The sequence below is a fragment of the Micromonospora sp. BS32 genome (genome assembly GCF_059089345.1).
On record NZ_JBSSHR010000004.1, the window covers coordinates 100,521 to 116,195 of the forward strand.

16 protein-coding genes and 1 tRNA gene are annotated in these 15,675 nt (G+C 71.7%); 3 read left to right on the forward strand and 14 right to left on the reverse strand.

What is annotated here, in order from left to right:
* Nucleotides 1-12: 12 nt before the first annotated feature.
* From AC5RWQ_RS08055 to AC5RWQ_RS08065, 3 genes are read right to left on the reverse strand one after another with little or no spacing between them, the layout of a single operon-like run.
* Complete coding sequence (locus AC5RWQ_RS08055; RefSeq protein WP_420883973.1) at nucleotides 13-570, reverse strand: 2'-5' RNA ligase family protein; 558 nt, start codon at nucleotides 568-570, stop codon at nucleotides 13-15.
* Between the two features lie 31 nt (nucleotides 571-601).
* On the reverse strand, nucleotides 602-1,627 hold the full coding sequence (gene trpS, locus AC5RWQ_RS08060; protein WP_334484926.1) for a tryptophan--tRNA ligase: 1,026 nt from the start codon (nucleotides 1,625-1,627) through the stop codon (nucleotides 602-604).
* Between the two features lie 33 nt (nucleotides 1,628-1,660).
* On the reverse strand, nucleotides 1,661-2,674 hold the full coding sequence (locus tag AC5RWQ_RS08065) for a hemolysin family protein (RefSeq protein WP_494282108.1): 1,014 nt from the start codon (nucleotides 2,672-2,674) through the stop codon (nucleotides 1,661-1,663).
* A 228-nt stretch (nucleotides 2,675-2,902) separates the two neighbouring features.
* Here AC5RWQ_RS08065 and galE point away from each other — a divergent pair, with 228 nt between their 5' ends.
* Both galE and galK read left to right on the forward strand, forming a co-directional pair.
* Nucleotides 2,903-3,832: a UDP-glucose 4-epimerase GalE gene (galE, locus tag AC5RWQ_RS08070; RefSeq protein ID WP_494282379.1), complete on the forward strand. Its 930-nt coding sequence runs from the start codon at nucleotides 2,903-2,905 to the stop codon at nucleotides 3,830-3,832.
* Nucleotides 3,829-4,986: a galactokinase gene (galK, locus tag AC5RWQ_RS08075; RefSeq protein WP_494282109.1), complete on the forward strand. Its 1,158-nt coding sequence runs from the start codon at nucleotides 3,829-3,831 to the stop codon at nucleotides 4,984-4,986. The genes galE and galK overlap by 4 nt, the downstream gene beginning before the upstream one ends.
* A gap of 107 nt (nucleotides 4,987-5,093) precedes the next feature.
* Here galK and cysN read toward each other — a convergent pair whose 3' ends face one another.
* The 9 genes from cysN to AC5RWQ_RS08120 form a co-directional block, all read right to left on the reverse strand.
* Entirely contained in the window at nucleotides 5,094-6,431 is a 1,338-nt protein-coding gene (gene cysN / locus AC5RWQ_RS08080) for a sulfate adenylyltransferase subunit CysN (protein WP_494282110.1), read from the reverse strand.
* Nucleotides 6,431-7,345: a sulfate adenylyltransferase subunit CysD gene (gene cysD / locus AC5RWQ_RS08085; protein ID WP_494282111.1), complete on the reverse strand. Its 915-nt coding sequence runs from the start codon at nucleotides 7,343-7,345 to the stop codon at nucleotides 6,431-6,433. The genes cysN and cysD overlap by 1 nt, the downstream gene beginning before the upstream one ends.
* Nucleotides 7,346-7,423: 78 nt before the next feature.
* Nucleotides 7,424-8,242 (reverse strand): 3'(2'),5'-bisphosphate nucleotidase CysQ, encoded by an 819-nt coding sequence (locus tag AC5RWQ_RS08090; RefSeq protein ID WP_494282380.1) that lies wholly within the window; start codon nucleotides 8,240-8,242, stop codon nucleotides 7,424-7,426.
* A gap of 151 nt (nucleotides 8,243-8,393) precedes the next feature.
* Nucleotides 8,394-8,984, reverse strand: coding sequence for an aminoacyl-tRNA hydrolase (pth, locus tag AC5RWQ_RS08095; RefSeq protein ID WP_334484916.1), 591 nt, complete (start codon nucleotides 8,982-8,984; stop codon nucleotides 8,394-8,396).
* Nucleotides 8,985-9,071: 87 nt separating this feature from the next.
* Nucleotides 9,072-9,779: a 50S ribosomal protein L25/general stress protein Ctc gene (locus AC5RWQ_RS08100; protein ID WP_494282112.1), complete on the reverse strand. Its 708-nt coding sequence runs from the start codon at nucleotides 9,777-9,779 to the stop codon at nucleotides 9,072-9,074.
* Nucleotides 9,780-10,067: 288 nt separating this feature from the next.
* Nucleotides 10,068-11,048, reverse strand: coding sequence for a ribose-phosphate diphosphokinase (locus tag AC5RWQ_RS08105; protein ID WP_334484912.1), 981 nt, complete (start codon nucleotides 11,046-11,048; stop codon nucleotides 10,068-10,070).
* A gap of 52 nt (nucleotides 11,049-11,100) precedes the next feature.
* Nucleotides 11,101-12,636, reverse strand: a complete 1,536-nt coding sequence (gene glmU, locus AC5RWQ_RS08110) for a bifunctional UDP-N-acetylglucosamine diphosphorylase/glucosamine-1-phosphate N-acetyltransferase GlmU (RefSeq protein WP_494282113.1) — start codon at nucleotides 12,634-12,636, stop codon at nucleotides 11,101-11,103.
* Nucleotides 12,637-12,778: 142 nt separating this feature from the next.
* Nucleotides 12,779-12,850: transfer RNA gene (locus tag AC5RWQ_RS08115), tRNA-Gln, on the reverse strand.
* A 15-nt stretch (nucleotides 12,851-12,865) separates the two neighbouring features.
* Nucleotides 12,866-13,711 carry a helix-turn-helix domain-containing protein gene (locus AC5RWQ_RS08120; protein ID WP_494282114.1) on the reverse strand — a complete coding sequence of 282 codons (846 nt, stop codon included), beginning with the start codon at nucleotides 13,709-13,711 and terminating at the stop codon, nucleotides 12,866-12,868.
* Between the two features lie 164 nt (nucleotides 13,712-13,875).
* Between AC5RWQ_RS08120 and AC5RWQ_RS08125 the strand changes: the two genes are divergently transcribed.
* Nucleotides 13,876-14,568 (forward strand): TetR family transcriptional regulator, encoded by a 693-nt coding sequence (locus AC5RWQ_RS08125; protein ID WP_494282115.1) that lies wholly within the window; start codon nucleotides 13,876-13,878, stop codon nucleotides 14,566-14,568.
* A 17-nt stretch (nucleotides 14,569-14,585) separates the two neighbouring features.
* Here AC5RWQ_RS08125 and AC5RWQ_RS08130 read toward each other — a convergent pair whose 3' ends face one another.
* Nucleotides 14,586-15,062, reverse strand: coding sequence for a DUF4383 domain-containing protein (locus AC5RWQ_RS08130; RefSeq protein WP_494282116.1), 477 nt, complete (start codon nucleotides 15,060-15,062; stop codon nucleotides 14,586-14,588).
* A 148-nt stretch (nucleotides 15,063-15,210) separates the two neighbouring features.
* Nucleotides 15,211-15,666 carry a DUF4383 domain-containing protein gene (locus AC5RWQ_RS08135; RefSeq protein WP_494282117.1) on the reverse strand — a complete coding sequence of 152 codons (456 nt, stop codon included), beginning with the start codon at nucleotides 15,664-15,666 and terminating at the stop codon, nucleotides 15,211-15,213.
* Nucleotides 15,667-15,675 lie beyond the last annotated feature (9 nt).

Below are 15,675 nucleotides of genomic sequence, written 5' to 3' on the forward strand. Positions count from 1 at the left end.
GCCGGAGAGGGTTCAGCCGCCGAGCCGGAAGTCCCGGCGCGGCTGCCACCGCGTCTGGCCGCTGTGCGAGAAGAGGGTGAACGCCTCGACCTCGAACATCGCCGAGAAGTCGGCCAGGTCCTCGTACGCCTTGTCCAGTGCCTCCGGCGCGACGTCCTGGGCGACGGTGACGTGCGGGTGGTACGGGAAGCGGGCCTCCCGGTGCAGCCCGGGCGCGGCGTTGATGGCGGCGGCCAGCAGCTCGCACTCGCTGATCCCGGCCGCGACCGCCACGAAGACCACCTGGGTGACCGGCCGGAAGGTGCCCGTCCCCCGCAGGTGCAGGGTGAACGGCAGGTGCGTCGCGGCCACCGCGGCCAGGTGCTCCTCGACCACCGGCAGCACCGCCACCGGGATCTCGGTGGGCCCGAGCAGGGTCACGTGCGCCGGGACGGCCTGGGGGTCACCCGCCTCGATCCGGCGCCGGGTGAGCATGCCGCCCCACGGCTCCGGGATGTCCACCGCGATCCCGATCTGGATGGTGTCGCCGGCCAGCGGCGCCCCGTCCCTGCGATCCACGCTCCGCGCCACCCTCCACCCGTACCCGTCGACCCTGGGGCCGTTACTCGAAACGGACCGGCGGGAAGAACCCGACCCGCTCGTACGCCGCCCGCAGCGTCGGCGCGGCGACCGCACGGGCCTTCTCCGCGCCGGTGGCGAGCAGCTTGTCCAGCTGGGCCGGGTCGTCGAGGTAGGCGCGGGTGCGCTCCTGGATCGGGGTGACGAACTCCCGGACCACCTCGGCGAGCTCCTTCTTGAGGTCGCCGTAGCCCTTACCCGCGTAGCCGGCGACCAGGTCGTCGATGCTCCGGCCGGAGAGCGCCGAGTAGATCGTGAGCAGGTTGGAGATGCCGGGCTTGGTCTCGGCGTCGAAGACGATCTCGCGGCCGGTGTCGGTGACCGCGGAGCGGATCTTCTTGGCCGACCGGGCCGGGTCCTCCAGCAGGTCGATGATGCCAGCCGGCGAGGAGGACGACTTGGACATCTTGGCCGTCGGGTCCTGCAGGTCGGTGATCTTCGCGGTGTCCTTGACGATGTGCGGCGCCGGCACGGTGAACGTCTGGCCGAACAGCGAGTTGAACCGCTGGGCGAGGTCGCGGGAGAGCTCCAGGTGCTGGCGCTGGTCCTCGCCGACCGGCACCGCGTTGGCCTGGTAGAGCAGGATGTCGGCGGCCTGGAGGATCGGGTACGTGAAGAGCCCGACGCTGGACCGCTCACTGCCCTGCTTCTGCGACTTGTCCTTGAACTGGGTCATCCGGCTCGCCTCGCCGAAGCCGGTGATGCAGCCGAGCACCCAGGCCAGCTGCGGGTGCTCGGGCACCTGCGACTGGACGAAGAGGGTGCTGCGCTCCGGGTCCAGCCCGACCGCGAAGAGCTGCGCGGCGGCCACCCGGGTCCGCTGCCGGAGCACCTTCGGGTCGTGCCCCGCGGTGATGGCGTGCAGGTCGACGACGCAGTAGAACGCGTCGTGGGTGTCCTGCAGGGCCACCCAGTGCCGCACCGCGCCGAGGTAGTTGCCGAGGTGGAACGAGTCGGCCGTCGGCTGGATGCCGGAGAAGACGCGGGGGCGGGCGGGAACGTCGGACATGCCGGCAATTCTGTCAGCAACCGCTGGCGTACGTCATGACGGGCCGGCGGGTCGGCTCGCCACCGGCCCGGCCGGGGCGCTGACCTCGCGTCGTTGCTCCGGCAGCCGGGCCGCGGAGACCGCGACCCGGGAGATCCGCCGCCCCTCCAGGGCCAGCACCCGCAGCAGCCAGCCGGTGTCGCGCTCGTCCGGCTCCGGCGCGTCGTCCGGGGCGACCGGCACCTCGTCGCCGGCCACCGGCAGCCGGCCCAGCGCCGCCATCACGAACCCGCCGACCGTCTCGTACGGCCCGACGGGCAGCTCCACCCCGGTCCGCTCGGCGAAGTCGGCGAGGTTGAGCCGGCCGTCCACCACGGCGGGCAGTCCGGCGTGGACCGGCTCGGGTGCGTCGTCGTACTCGTCGTGGATCTCCCCGACCAGCTCCTCGATCAGGTCCTCGAGGGTGACGATGCCGGCGGTGCCGCCGTACTCGTCGACCACCACCGCCAGGTGGTGCCCCTCCTTGCGCATCTCGGTCAGCGCGGCGAGCACCCGCTTGCTGCCGGGCAGCTGTTTGACCTGGCGGGTCAGCTCGCCCACCGTGGTGCACGGGTCCAGGTCGGGGCGGAGCAGCACGTCGCGCAGGTGGACGAAGCCGACCACGTCGTCGTGGGTGCCGTCGACCACCGGGTAGCGGGTGTGCGTCTCGGTCCGGACCACCCGCGCGGCCTCGGCGAGGCTCAGCCCGGCGGCGAGGAAGACCACCTCGGTGCGGGGCATCATCACCTCGCGGACCAGGCTCGCCCCGGCGACCAGCACCTCGTCGATGATCCGCCGCTCGTCCGGGTCGAGAACGGTGTTGGCGGCGACCAGGTCGCGCAGCTCGTCCTCGCTGATCCGCTCGCGACCGGCGGCCGGGCTGGCGCCGAGCAGGTCGGTGACCAGCCGGGTGGCGGCGTCGGCGGCGCGGACGACGAGCCGGGCGACGCCACGGGCCACCGGCCCGGGGGCCCGCCGGGTTCGCCCCGGCACGCGCCTCCGGAGCCCGGGACCGCCCGCCTCCCGCATAGAGGTGATGGTAGGGGCGCGCGGCACGGACGGTGGCCGATGTTCGGATCTGTTCAGTCGTGAGTCTTTATGATGGAATGGTGGAGGCGTAGACGGGAAGCGTGGTCACCGCGGGCCGCCGTAGGGTGATCACGAACGGCCGCGGCGGGAGCGGCCAAGTCAGGAGGACCCGACGTGAAACTGCTCGTCACCGGCGGCGCCGGCTTCATCGGTAGCGTGGTGACCCGGATGCTGCTCGACAACGGCCACGAGGTGACCGTTCTCGACGACCTGCGGACCGGCCACCGGGAGGCGCTCGCCCCCGAGGCCACCCACGTCGACCTGCCGGTCCACGAGGCGGCCCGGGTGCTCACCCCCGACGCGGGCTTCGACGGCGTGCTGCACTTCGCCGCGCTGATCGCCGCCGGCGAGTCGATGGTCAAGCCGGAGCTCTACTGGCACGCCAACACCGTCAGCTCGATCGCCCTGATCGACGCCGTGCGCGCCGCCCGGGTGCCGCGGATGGTCTTCTCCTCCACCGCCGCCGTCTACGGCAACCCCGAGGAGCTGCCCATCCCGGAGACGGCCGTCAAGGCCCCCACCAACACGTACGGCGCGACCAAGCTCGCCGTCGACTACGCGCTCACCTCCGAGGCGATCGCCCACGACCTGGCCGCCGTCTCGCTGCGCTACTTCAACGTCGCCGGGGCGTACCTGCGCGACGGCCTGGCGATCGGCGAGCGGCACGACCCGGAGACCCACCTCATCCCGATCGCGCTGGACGTCGCCGCCGGCCGGCGGGAGAAGCTCCAGCTCTTCGGCGACGACTACCCCACCGTCGACGGCACCTGCGTGCGCGACTACATCCACGTCGAGGACCTGGCCCGGGCCCACCTGCTGGCGCTCTCCGCCGCCGTCCCCGGCCGGCACCGGATCTACAACCTGGGCAACGGCAACGGCTTCACCAACCGCCAGGTCGCCGACGTGGTCCGCGAGGTCACCGGGCACCCGCTGCCGGTCGAGGTGGCGCCGCGACGCGACGGCGACCCGGCCGAGCTGGTCGCCTCCGCCGCCCTGGCCCGCGAGGAGCTGGGCTGGGTGCCGGAGAAGCCCACCCTGCACGACATGGTCGGCGACGGCTGGGCGTTCTACCGGGCCCACGTCCTGGAACGGCCGTGACCGACGTCGCGGCCCGCGCCACCGCCGGCTTCCGCTCCGCGTACGGGGCGGAGCCGGCGGGCCGCTGGGCGGCTCCCGGCCGGGTCAATCTGATCGGCGAGCACACCGACTACAACGACGGCTTCGTGCTGCCGTTCGCCCTGCCGCTGCGCACGGTGGCCGCCGCCGCCCCGCAGGAGGGCGAACGCTGGACGGTGTCCTCGGAGTTTTCCGCCGACCCCGTCTCGTTCGACGCCGATGACCTGGCCACCCCGGGCAAGGTCACCGGCTGGGCGGCGTACGTCGCCGGGGTGGTCTGGGCGTTGCGAAACGCCGGGCACCCGGTGCCCGGGGCCCGGATCGCGATCGCCTCCGACGTGCCGGTCGGCTCCGGGCTCTCCTCCTCGGCGGCGATCGAGGCGGCGGTGCTCGCCGCCCTGGTCGATCTCGGCGGACCGGAGCTGCCCGAGGACCGGTGGCCCCGGCTCGCCCAGCGGGCCGAGAACGACTACGTCGGCGCGCCGACCGGGATCATGGACCAGTCGGCGGTGATCCGCTGCCGGGAGGGGCACGCGCTCTTCCTGGACTGCCGGGACGAGTCGATCGAGCACATCCCGTTCGACCTGGACGCCGCCGGGCTGGCCGTACTGGTGGTCGACAGCCGCGCCCCGCACCGGCACGCCCACGGGGAGTACGCCGCCCGCCGGAAGTCCTGCGAGCGGGCCGCGGCCCTGCTCGGGGTGCCGGCGCTGCGGGACGTCGCGGTCGCCGACCTGGACGAGGCCCTCGGCCGGCTGCCCGACGACGAGATGCGCCGCCGGGTCCGGCACGTGGTCACCGAGGACCAGCGGGTGCTCGACACCGTCGCGCTGCTGCGCGCCGGCCGGGTACGCGAGATCGGCCCGCTGCTCACCGCCTCGCACGTCTCGATGCGGGACGACTTCGAGATCACCGTGCCGGAGATCGACCTCGCGGTCGAGTCGGCGCTCGCGGCCGGCGCGCTGGGCGCCAGGATGACCGGCGGCGGCTTCGGCGGCTGCGTCCTCGCCCTGGTCGAGGCCGACCACGCCGACAAGGTGGCAACCGCGGTCACGGCGGCGTACGCCGACCACGGCTTCCCCACCCCCGCCACCGTCCCCGTCCTCCCCGCCCCCGGCGCCACCCGCCTCCCCTGACCCCATCCCCGCCCCGCTCGACGCTTCGAACACGGAAAGAGTGGCCGTCCACGCCGGGACAGCCACTCATTCCGTGAAGATGCGCGCCCGAGCGGGCGGCGGGAGGGTCAGGCGGTGTCGACGATCATGCCGGCGCCGACCGTGCGGTTGGTGGTCTCGTCGATGATGACGAAACCGCCGGTGGTGCGGTTGCGGCGGTACTCGTCGGCCAGCAGCGGCACCGTGGTGCGCAGCCGGACCCGGCCGATCTCGTTAAGCTTCAGCTCGCCGGCCGCCTCGTCCCGGTGCAGCGTGTTGATGTCCAGCCGGTAGTGCAGGCTGCGCACGATCGTCCGGGCCGACCGGGTGGTGTGCTTGATCGCGTACTTGCCGCCGACCTGGAGCGGGCGGGTCTCGTCCATCCAGCAGACCATCGCCTCGATGTCCTGGGACACCGCCGGCGAGTTGTTCGGCCGGCAGATCAGGTCGCCACGCGAGATGTCGATCTCGTCGGTCAGCCGGACCGTGACCGACATCGGCGGAAACGCCTCGTCGACCGGGCCGTCCGCCGTCTCCACGGAGGAAATCCGGCTGGTGAAGCCGGACGGCAGCACCATCACCTCGTCGCCCGGCTTGAGTACCCCGGAGGCGACCTGGCCGGCGTAGCCGCGGTAGTCGGTGACCGTGGTCGACTGCGGGCGGATCACGTACTGCACGGGGAAGCGGACGTCGACCAGGTTGCGGTCGCTGGCGATGTGCACCCGCTCCAGGTGGTGCAGCAGCGACGGCCCGTCGTACCAGGGCATGTTCTCCGACCGGGTGACGATGTTGTCGCCCCGCAGCGCGGAGATCGGCACGACGGTCAGGTCCGGCGCGTCGAGCTTCGCGGCGAACGCGGTGAACTCGTCGGCGATCCGCTCGAAGACCTCCTGCGAGTAGTCGACCAGGTCCATCTTGTTCACGCAGAGGACCAGGTGCGGCACCCGCAGCAGCGAGCAGAGGAAGGCGTGCCGCCGGGACTGCTCCACCAGGCCCTTGCGGGCGTCCACCAGGATCAGCGCCAGGTCGGCGGTGGAGGCGCCGGTGACCATGTTCCGGGTGTACTGGATGTGCCCCGGGGTGTCGGCGATGATGAACTTCCGCCGCGGGGTGGCGAAGTAGCGGTACGCCACGTCGATGGTGATGCCCTGCTCCCGCTCGGCGCGCAGGCCGTCGGTGAGCAGCGCCAGGTTGGTGTACTCGTCGCCCCGCGCCGCGCTGACCGCTTCCACGGCGGCGAGCTGGTCGGTGAAGAGCGACTTGGTGTCGTACAGCAGCCGGCCGATCAGGGTCGACTTGCCGTCGTCCACGCTGCCGGCGGTGGCGAACCGCAGCAGGTCCATGCGCCGGGCCTCCGGCCCGGCCCCGGTGGTGGCGCGGGCGTCCGCAGCGGCCACGCCGGTCGCGGTCACGCTCTCGGTGGTCATCAGAAGTAGCCCTCCCGCTTGCGGTCCTCCATGGCGGCCTCGCTGACCCGGTCGTCACCGCGGGTCGCGCCGCGCTCGGTGATCCGGGTGGCGGCCACCTCGTCGATCACCTTCTCGACGGTGTCGGCGTCCGACCGGACGGCCGCCGTGCAGGAGGCGTCGCCCACGGTGCGGTAGCGCACCTGGGTCTTGAACCGCTCCTCCCCCGCCCGCGGGTGGAAGAACTCGTTGACCGCGTAGAGCATGCCGTCCCGCTCGACCACCTCGCGCTCGTGCGCGTAGTAGATCGACGGCAGCGGAATCCGCTCCCGGGCGATGTAGTGCCAGACGTCCAGCTCGGTCCAGTTGGAGAGCGGGAAGACACGGATCGACTCGCCCGGGTGGTGCCGGCCGTTGTACAGCGCCCAGAGCTCCGGCCGCTGGTTCTTCGGGTCCCACTGGCCGAACTCGTCGCGGAAGCTGAACATCCGCTCCTTGGCGCGGGCCTTCTCCTCGTCCCGGCGGGCCCCGCCGAAGAGCGCGTCGAAGCGGTGCTTCTCGACCGCGTCGAGCAGCACCGGGGTCTGGATCCGGTTGCGCATCCCGTCGCCGGACTCCCGGACCAGGCCGCTGGCCAGCGCCTCGGGCACACTCGCCACGATCAGGTGCAGGCCCAGCTCGGCGACCCGCTGGTCGCGGTATTCCAGCACCTCGGGGAAGTTGTGGCCGGTGTCCACGTGCATGACCGGGAAGGGGATGTTCGCCGGGGCGAACGCCTTCTGCGCCAGCCGGAGCATGACGATCGAGTCCTTGCCGCCGGAGAAGAGCAGCACCGGGCGCTCCATCTCGGCGACCACCTCGCGCATCACGAAGATGCTCTCCGCCTCGAGCGCGTCGAGGTGGGAGACCTGGTAGAAGCGGGCCGGCGCGGTCATGACACCGGCTCGATCGGGGTGGGTCCGCTCATGGATTCCAGACCTTTCCGGTCGGACAAATCAAAACAGGCGCTCAGGCTAACGGGAATGCTTCTGCAGCGCTGCAAGCAACCGACTGGCGAGATCCTTGCGGCAGACCAACAGGTCCGGCAGGCGCGGATCCGCCTCGTTGTATTTCAGCGCAGAACCGTCGATCCGGGAAGCGTGCAGGCCGGTGGCCGTCGCCACAGCCACCGGCGCCGCCGAGTCCCACTCGTACTGGCCGCCGGCGTGGATGTACGCGTCCACCTCACCGGTCACCACCGCGGCGATCTTCGCGCCCGCCGAACCCATCGGCACCAGGTGCGCACCGACATCCTCGGCCAGGTCGGTCAGGAAGGCCGGCGGCCGGCTGCGGCTCGCCGCCAAGCGGATCACCCGGGCGCCACCCGCGGTCGCCGCCTCCAGCGTCATGGGCGGGTACGCCGGCGGGTAGTCGGTGCCCAGCACCCGGTGCTGCGCCGGCAGCCCCACCGCCCCCGCGGTCAGGCCGTGCGGGGTCGGCGCGTTGCGCGCCCAGAGCGCCACGTGCACCGCCCAGTCCGGGCGGCCCTCCTCGGAGAACTCCCGGGTGCCGTCCAGCGGGTCGACGATCCACACCCGGTCCGCGGTCAGCCGGGACACCGCACCGGGGTTCACCTCCGCCGCCCAGGCCAGCCGCGACCCCTCGTCCTCCTCGGAGAGGACGGCGTCGCCGGGCCGCCAGCGGGCCAGCTCGGTGCGGATCAGGTCGTGGGAGACCTTGTCCCCGGCCGACTTCAGCGCCCCCGGGTCGGCGAAGCCCATCTCGGCCCGCAGCTCCAGCAGCGCCTGGCCAGCCCGCGCCGCCAGCCACCGGGCGAACGCGCCGTCGATCATCGGAGGACTGCCCACGTACTCGCTCCCGTCGCCTCGCCGCGACCACGTCGCCGGTCACGCCACGTCAGAAGGCGCAGACTACCGGCCGCACCGGCCCCTTTCCGGTACGCCCCGCCCGGCCGCCGGCCGTCGGGACGCCGGCCACCCGCGATCAGGCCCCGTGGTACGCGTTCTGCGTCGGCTCCACACCCTTGCTGACCACCGACTCCACCACGTCCGCCGCCCGGTCGACCAGGAACTCCAGCTCCTTGCGCTCGGCGGCGCCGAAATCCGACAGCACGTAGTCCGCCGGGTCCTGCCGCCCCGGCGGCCGGCCGATGCCGAACCGGACCCGGACGTACTCCTTGGTCCCCAGCGACTTGGACATCGAGCGCAGCCCGTTGTGCCCGCCCTCACCGCCGCCGATCTTGACGCGCAGCTGCCCGTACGGGATGTCCAGCTCGTCGTGCACCGCGATCACCCGGTCCGCCGGCACCTTGTGGAACTGCGCCAGGCCGGCCACCGGGCCACCGGAGAGGTTCATGTACGTCAGCGGCTTCACCAGCACCAGCTTCGGCCCGCCGAAGCCCAGCCGACCCTCGGCGACCTCCGCCACGGCCCGCTTGTGCCGGCCGAACTTCGCACCCACCCGGGTGGCCAGCAGGTCGGCGACCATGAAGCCGACGTTGTGCCGGTTCCCGGCGTACTCCCGGCCCGGGTTGCCCAGACCGACCACCAGCCACGGCCCCGTCTCGTCCGTCACGTCCCGTCCCTCCCGCGTCGGTGTCCCGATACGCCGACAGGCGCCCCCGACGGTGCGGGGACGCCTGTCGCAAACGATGCGAACCGATCAGGCCTCGGTCTTCGCCTCGGCGGTCTCCTCGCCACCGGCGGCGGCCGGCTCGCCGGCGTCGGCACCCTCGGAGGACTCGGCGGTCTCCTCGCCGACCCCGGCCTCGACCTCCTCGTCGGCGGTCTCGACCTCGGGCAGGGTCGCCTCGAGCTGCTCGGCGGTCGGGGCGGCGGTCACCGAGGCGACGGCCATCTCCGGGTCGGCCACCAGCTCGACGCCGGACGGCAGCTCCACGTCGGCGGCGGTCACCTGGGTGCCGGCCTCCATGCCCTCGATCGAGGCCTCCAGGTGGTCCGGCACGTTGGTGGCGTCGGCGGTCACCGAGAGGGTGTCGTGGTCGTGCACGATCAGGGTGTCCCGCGCGGCCTCACCGGTCAGCTGGACCGGGACGTCGACGGTGACCTTCTCGCCCCGGCGGACCAGGAGCAGGTCGACGTGCTCGAAGGTGTCCTTGATCGGGTCACGCTGGATCGCCTTCGGCAGAGCCAGCACCTGGGTGCCGTCGCTGACCTCGATCGCGAAGAGCTGGTTGGCACCGCCCTTACGGATCGCGGCGGCGAACTCCAGGGACGGCAGCGCGATGTGCTGGGGCTTCTCGCCGTGGCCGTACAGCACGGCGGGCACCTTGCCGGCCCGGCGGGTACGACGGGCACCACCCTTGCCGAACTCGGTACGGGGCTCGGCGCTGATCTTTACCTCGGACACGGGGAAACTCCTGATGCTTTTCGCGGCGGCGACTTGTCGACTGGCGGTGCTGCGGCGAGGGGCTCGCTGGGGCTCATGCGTCATGCACGACTGCCCGGAGCACCGCGTCGATGACGGTGCCTCCGTACGGTGCTTTTCAGCGGCCCGCCGGGCACCCTCGCCGTGGCAACCGCACCAGTCTACCCGAGCCGATTCCCCGCTTTCCGGCAGTACCCATATCACCGTTCCCGCCGCCGTGCAGGCCGACGGGAACGGTGTGGGGAAGCCGCCGTCGCGGCGCTCAGCTGCTCAGCTCAGGCCACCGAAGAGGGTGGTCACCGAGCCGTCGTCGAAGACCTCCCGGATGGCCCGGGCCAGCAGCGGCGCGATCGACAGCACGGTCAGCTTGTCGAGCTGCTTCTCGGGGGGAAGCGGCAGCGTGTTGGTGACCACGACCTCGCTGATCGGGCTGTTCTTCAGCCGCTCCGTCGCCGGGTCGGACAGCAGCGCGTGGGTGGAGGCCACCACGATCTCCGCCGCGCCCGACTCCTTGAGGATGTCGGCGGCCTTGGTGATCGTGCCACCGGTGTCGATCATGTCGTCGACGATCAGGCAGACCCGGCCCTCGACCTCACCGACCACCCGGTTCGCCACCACCTGGTTCGGCTTCAGCGGGTCCCGGGTCTTGTGGATGAACGCCAGCGGGCAGCCGCCCAGCCGGTCGGTCCACCGCTCCGCCACCCGCACCCGCCCCGAGTCCGGCGCGACCACGGTCATCGGCCGGCCCGCGTACTTGTGCTCCACGTACTCGGCGAGCACGTCCATCGCGAAGAGGTGGTCCACCGGGCCGTCGAAGAAGCCCTGGATCTGCGCGGTGTGCAGGTCCACGGTGAGGATCCGGTTCGCCCCGGCCGTCTTCAGCAGGTCGGCCACCAGCCGGGCCGAGATCGGCTCCCGGCCGCGGTGCTTCTTGTCCTGCCGGGCGTACGGGTAGAACGGCAGGACCACGGTGATCCGCTTGGCCGAACCACGCTTCAACGCGTCGATCATGATCAGGGTCTCCATGACCCAGGTGTTGACCCCGTGCGTGACGGACTGCACCACGAAGGCGTCCGAACCGCGTACCGAGTCCTTGAACCGTACGAAGATCTCGCCGTTGGCGAACTCGTACGCGTCGGAGGGGGTCGGCGCGACGCCGAGCACCTCACCGATCTCCTTGGCCAGCTCCGGAAATCCACGTCCGGAGAAGAGCATCAGGCTCTTGCGGTTTTCGGCGACGATGCTGCCCATGGGCCCGTGCGCTCCCGTTGGTCGGTGGTTCCCGGCGGTGTGGGGCCGGGGACTATTCGGTTGCAGTATCCCCCGCCCCCGACGCGCCTCCCACTGTCTGGGCACCCCCGTGCAGTGGCTCACCTTCGCTTGCCGGGACGGGGTTCCCCGACGCACCCTCACCGGCCCGCCTCGCCCGCTCGGCCGCCGCCGCGGAGACGGTGCCCGGACGCTTGCGGGCCACCCAGCCGTCGATGTTGCGCTGCGGCGCCCGGGTCACCCCCAGCGCGCCCGGGGGAACGTCCTGGGCGATCGCGCTGCCCGCCGCCACGTACGCCCCGGCGCCCACCTCGACCGGGGCGATCAGGCTGGTGTCGCAGCCGACGAAGGCACCCTCGCCCACCGTAGTGCGGTGCTTGTTCACCCCGTCGTAGTTCACGAAGATCGTCGCCGCGCCGATGTTCGCCTTCGCCCCGATCGTCGCGTCACCCACGTACGACAGGTGCGGCACCTTCGCGCCCGCGCCCAGCTCGGAGTTCTTCACCTCGACGAACGTGCCGACCTTCGACTTCTCGGCCAGCCGCGCGGCCGGCCGCAGGTACGCGTACGGGCCGACGCTGGCGCCGGCGCCCACCTCGGCGCTCACCGCGTGACTGCGCAGCACGGTCGCCGCTGGCCCGACCACGGTGTCGATCAACGTGACGTCCGGACCGACCACCGCCTCCGCGCCCACCGAGGTGGTGCCGCGCAGCTGGGTGTTCTGGTCGATCACCGCGTCCCGCTCGACGGTCGCGGTCACGTCGATCCAGGTCGTCGCCGGGTCGAGGATGCTCACCCCGGTACGCATCCAGGCCTCGTTGACCCGGTCGCGCAGCAGCCCACGCAGCCCGGCCAGCTCCACCCGGTCGTTGCAGCCGAGCGTCTCGACATGGTCGGCGGCCACGTGCACGCCCACCGGCTCACCGGCCGAGACGAGCAGGCCGAAGACGTCGGTGAGGTACTCCTCGCCCTGGTCGTTGTCGGTGGAGAGCTTGCCCAGCGCATCCCGCAGCCGGGCCACGTCGAAGGCGTAGATGCCGGCGTTGATCTCGCGGAGCGCGCGCTGCGCCGGGGTGGCGTCCCGCTCCTCGACGATCTGCTCCAGCCGTCCCGCGGCGTCCCGCACGATCCGGCCCAGGCCGGTCGGGTCGGGCACCTCGGCGGCCAGCACGGTCGCCGCCGCGCCCTCGCCCTCGTGCGCCTCGACCAGCGCGGCCACCGTCTCGGCCCGCAGCAGCGGCACGTCCCCGTTGATCACCACGACGGTGCCGGTGGCCTCCGGCGCCGCCTCCAGGGCGATCCGCACGGCGTGCCCGGTGCCGAGCTGCTGGGCCTGCAGGACCGGGGTGGCGTCCGGGGCGATCTCGGTGAGGTGCGCGCGGACCTGCTCCGCGCCGTGCCCGACCACCACGACGGTGCGGTCGGCGGCCAGCGGCGCGGCCGCGGCCAGCACGTGGCCGAGCAGCGTACGACCGAGCAGCGGGTGGAGCACCTTGGGCAGCGTCGACTTCATCCGCTTGCCCTCACCGGCAGCGAGCACGACGACGGTACGGAGGTGGGGCTGGGGCACGACGTGGCTCCCGTCGGGAAGGCGACAGTCTCGCGGTCATGCTAACCACGCAACCACTGCAATCCGCACTCGGCTGCACAAAAGCCGGCATCACATCCCGGAGCGGAGCCGGCTGCACGCAAGGGAACGATCTTGCGCTGAGCTGGGGTGCCTGGATTCGAACCAGGAGCTCAAGACTCCAAAGGTCTGCGGGTTGCCGTTACCCCACACCCCATCGCTTGTCAAGCCTTCACGGCCCGCCAAGCGGGCTCCGTGCGCCGGAAGCGATCCGGAACAGCTCGGCGATCATACCTTCGATCCGCCAGTACAGCTCACGGCTGCGCGGCACGTCGATCACCAGGCAGCCGTGGTAACCCTCACCGGTGTTCCGACGAAGGGTCGGGTGGTGCCGTTTGATGGTCGAGCGCTGGAACCGGTCGATGGGCAGCTCCAGCGTCCGGGCCCACCACCGCACCGCAACCTCGGCATCGGCGGACTCGTGGATGGCGACCCGGTATTTCAGCACGTCGCGCTCCACGCCGCACACCCCGAGGAAGCGCAGGAACAATGCGAGCAGCCCCGGATCGCTGTTGATGAACTTGACGTGATCGTCGCGGCGCCAGGGCTTCGATTTCGTGCCCTCGCACCAGTAGATCGCCGTCCCCAGAAGCAGCAGGTCCCGGTCGTCGAGGGAACCCACCACCTCGGCCGCCGCGACGTGGGCGGCGGCCTGGGCGATGTCCCGGGCCTGCCGGTGCGCCGCCCACCTGGCGTCCGTCATCACCTTCGAATGCGCCCGACGCCGGGCGGCCGCCTCTTCGTGGGTGTCGAGCGGGAGATGCCGCACCCACAGGTAGGCGGTCGACTTCGCCACGCCGAGTCGCTCGGCGATCTCGTTCACCGAGCACCCCTGCCCGCGCAGCACCACCGCCTCGGCGCGCAACTCGTCCTTGGCCCTCGGACGCCGGGTCCACGCCGGCGGTGGCACCCCGCGCAGCAGCTCGTGCACCCGGTTGCGTCCCAGCCCGGTCCGGGCCCGGATCTGCGCGACGGAGAGCCCCTCCTCCACGCGCAGCCGCCGCACCTCGCCCTCCATGACCCGCAAATTAGAACGTAGGTGCGACAGGACGCGGCGTGCGGCGCGGAAACCCGGCAATGGTTTCGGAGCGGGCCTGGCAGGATGGCCGCAACCGGCACGCAGGGGCGCGCCGGCCGGAACATTCCACGACGGGCGTCACCGAGCGCCGATGAGGTGACGACATGACAGAGGCCCCGGGCGGGGAGAACACCGGCAGCCGACGGCGGGCGGTGCCGGCGGCAGCCGCGAAGCCGACCTCACGGGTACGGATGTCAGCGTCCCAGCGGCGTGAGCAGCTCATCTCGATCGGTCGGCAGATCTTCGCCGAGAAGGGCTTCGACGCGACCTCCATCGAGGAGGTGGCGTCCCGGGCGAAGGTCTCCAAGCCGGTGGTCTACGAGCACTTCGGCGGCAAGGAGGGCCTCTACGCGGTGGTGGTGGACCGCGAGGTGCGGGCCCTGCTGGACCGGCTCAGCACCGCGCTGACCGCCGGTCATCCCCGGGAGCTGCTGGAGCAGGCGGCGATGGCGTTGCTGACGTACATCGAGGAGGAGACCAGCGGGTTCCGGGTGCTGGTGCGGGAGTCGCCGCTGATGTCCGCGACGGGCAACTTCAGCAGTGTGATGAACGACGTGGGGCACCAGGTGGAGCACATCCTGGGCGCCGAGTTCTCCAGCCGGGGGTACGACCCGAAGCTGGCCGAGCTCTACTCGCAGGCGCTGGTGGGGATGGTGGCGTTGACCGGCCGCTGGTGGCTGGAGGTGCGCAAGCCGCGCAAGGAGACGGTCGCCGCGCACCTGGTCAACCTGGCCTGGAACGGGCTGTCGCACCTGGAGGCGAAGCCGGGCCTGATCACGGCCCGCAAGCGGGGCTGACCGGCGCTGCGACAGGGTCAGCGGGCGTTGGCCTCCGAGATCGGGTGCCTGCGGTGCATCCGCTCCGCCTCGGCGTGCTCGTCGGGCCCGATCTTGTCGTAGAGCCCGGTGGCGAGCAGCAGCAGCCCGAAGAGCATGGACACGATCACCGTGGACATCGAGAAGTTCAGGAAGTTCGCGGTGGTCTGGAGCACGGACATCATGGCGATGCTGGTGACCATGAAGACCACCCCGGCGGTCAGGTTCATGTAGTGGCCGAGGTTGCCGCGGCGTGAGGCGCCGATGATCAGCACGATGCCGAAGACCACGGACACCAGCGAGAACGCAAGGTTGGTACGGAGTCCGAGGGCCCAGTGGCTGCCCCGGTCGAAGAGCCCGTCGCCCCATGTCTCGACGACGCCCCAGACCCCGAAGACCAGGATGTAGAGCCCGACGAGCCCGGCGAAGACCCGGTAGAGCGGGCGCGCCGGGTGGTTCACCGGAATGTGCGCCATGACTCCTCCGTCCGACTACGACAATTCACCAGAATTGTCGCCCGTACGGAGGCCGGCTGTCCGCCGAACCGCGGGACCACCAACGCAGGATCCCGCCCCGCCGGGCAGCGAGCCGCGGACGGAACGGGACCTGAGGCGCGAAGGGGGATCAGAGGACGAGGCGAGCCTTCTGCCAGGCTTCCTGCTCCTCGTCGGTGCCGACCTTGCCGTACATGCCGGCCACCAGCAGGACGAGGCTCAGGGTCATCAGCACGATGATCGTCATGATGCTGAAGTTGGCGATGTTGGCGTCGGTCCGGATGAACGCCAGCCCGGCCAGGGTGATCACCATCAGGGTGTACGCCAGCCACTGGTTGATCGCCACGTCGAGGTTGCGGCCGATCACGGCGCCGGCCACGATGGCTCCGCCGAGCAGCACGGAGAGCAGCGAGAACCCGAGGTTCGTCCCCTGGCCGAGGACCTTGGTGTCATCCCGGGCGAAGATGTCGTTGCCGGCGCTCACGATGATGCCGAGCACACCGAAGACCACCAGGTACAGACCGATGAGCCCGCCGATCGCCCGGTAGACCGGCCGCGCGGGGTGGTTGACGGGGGTGTGGGCCATGACTGTGTC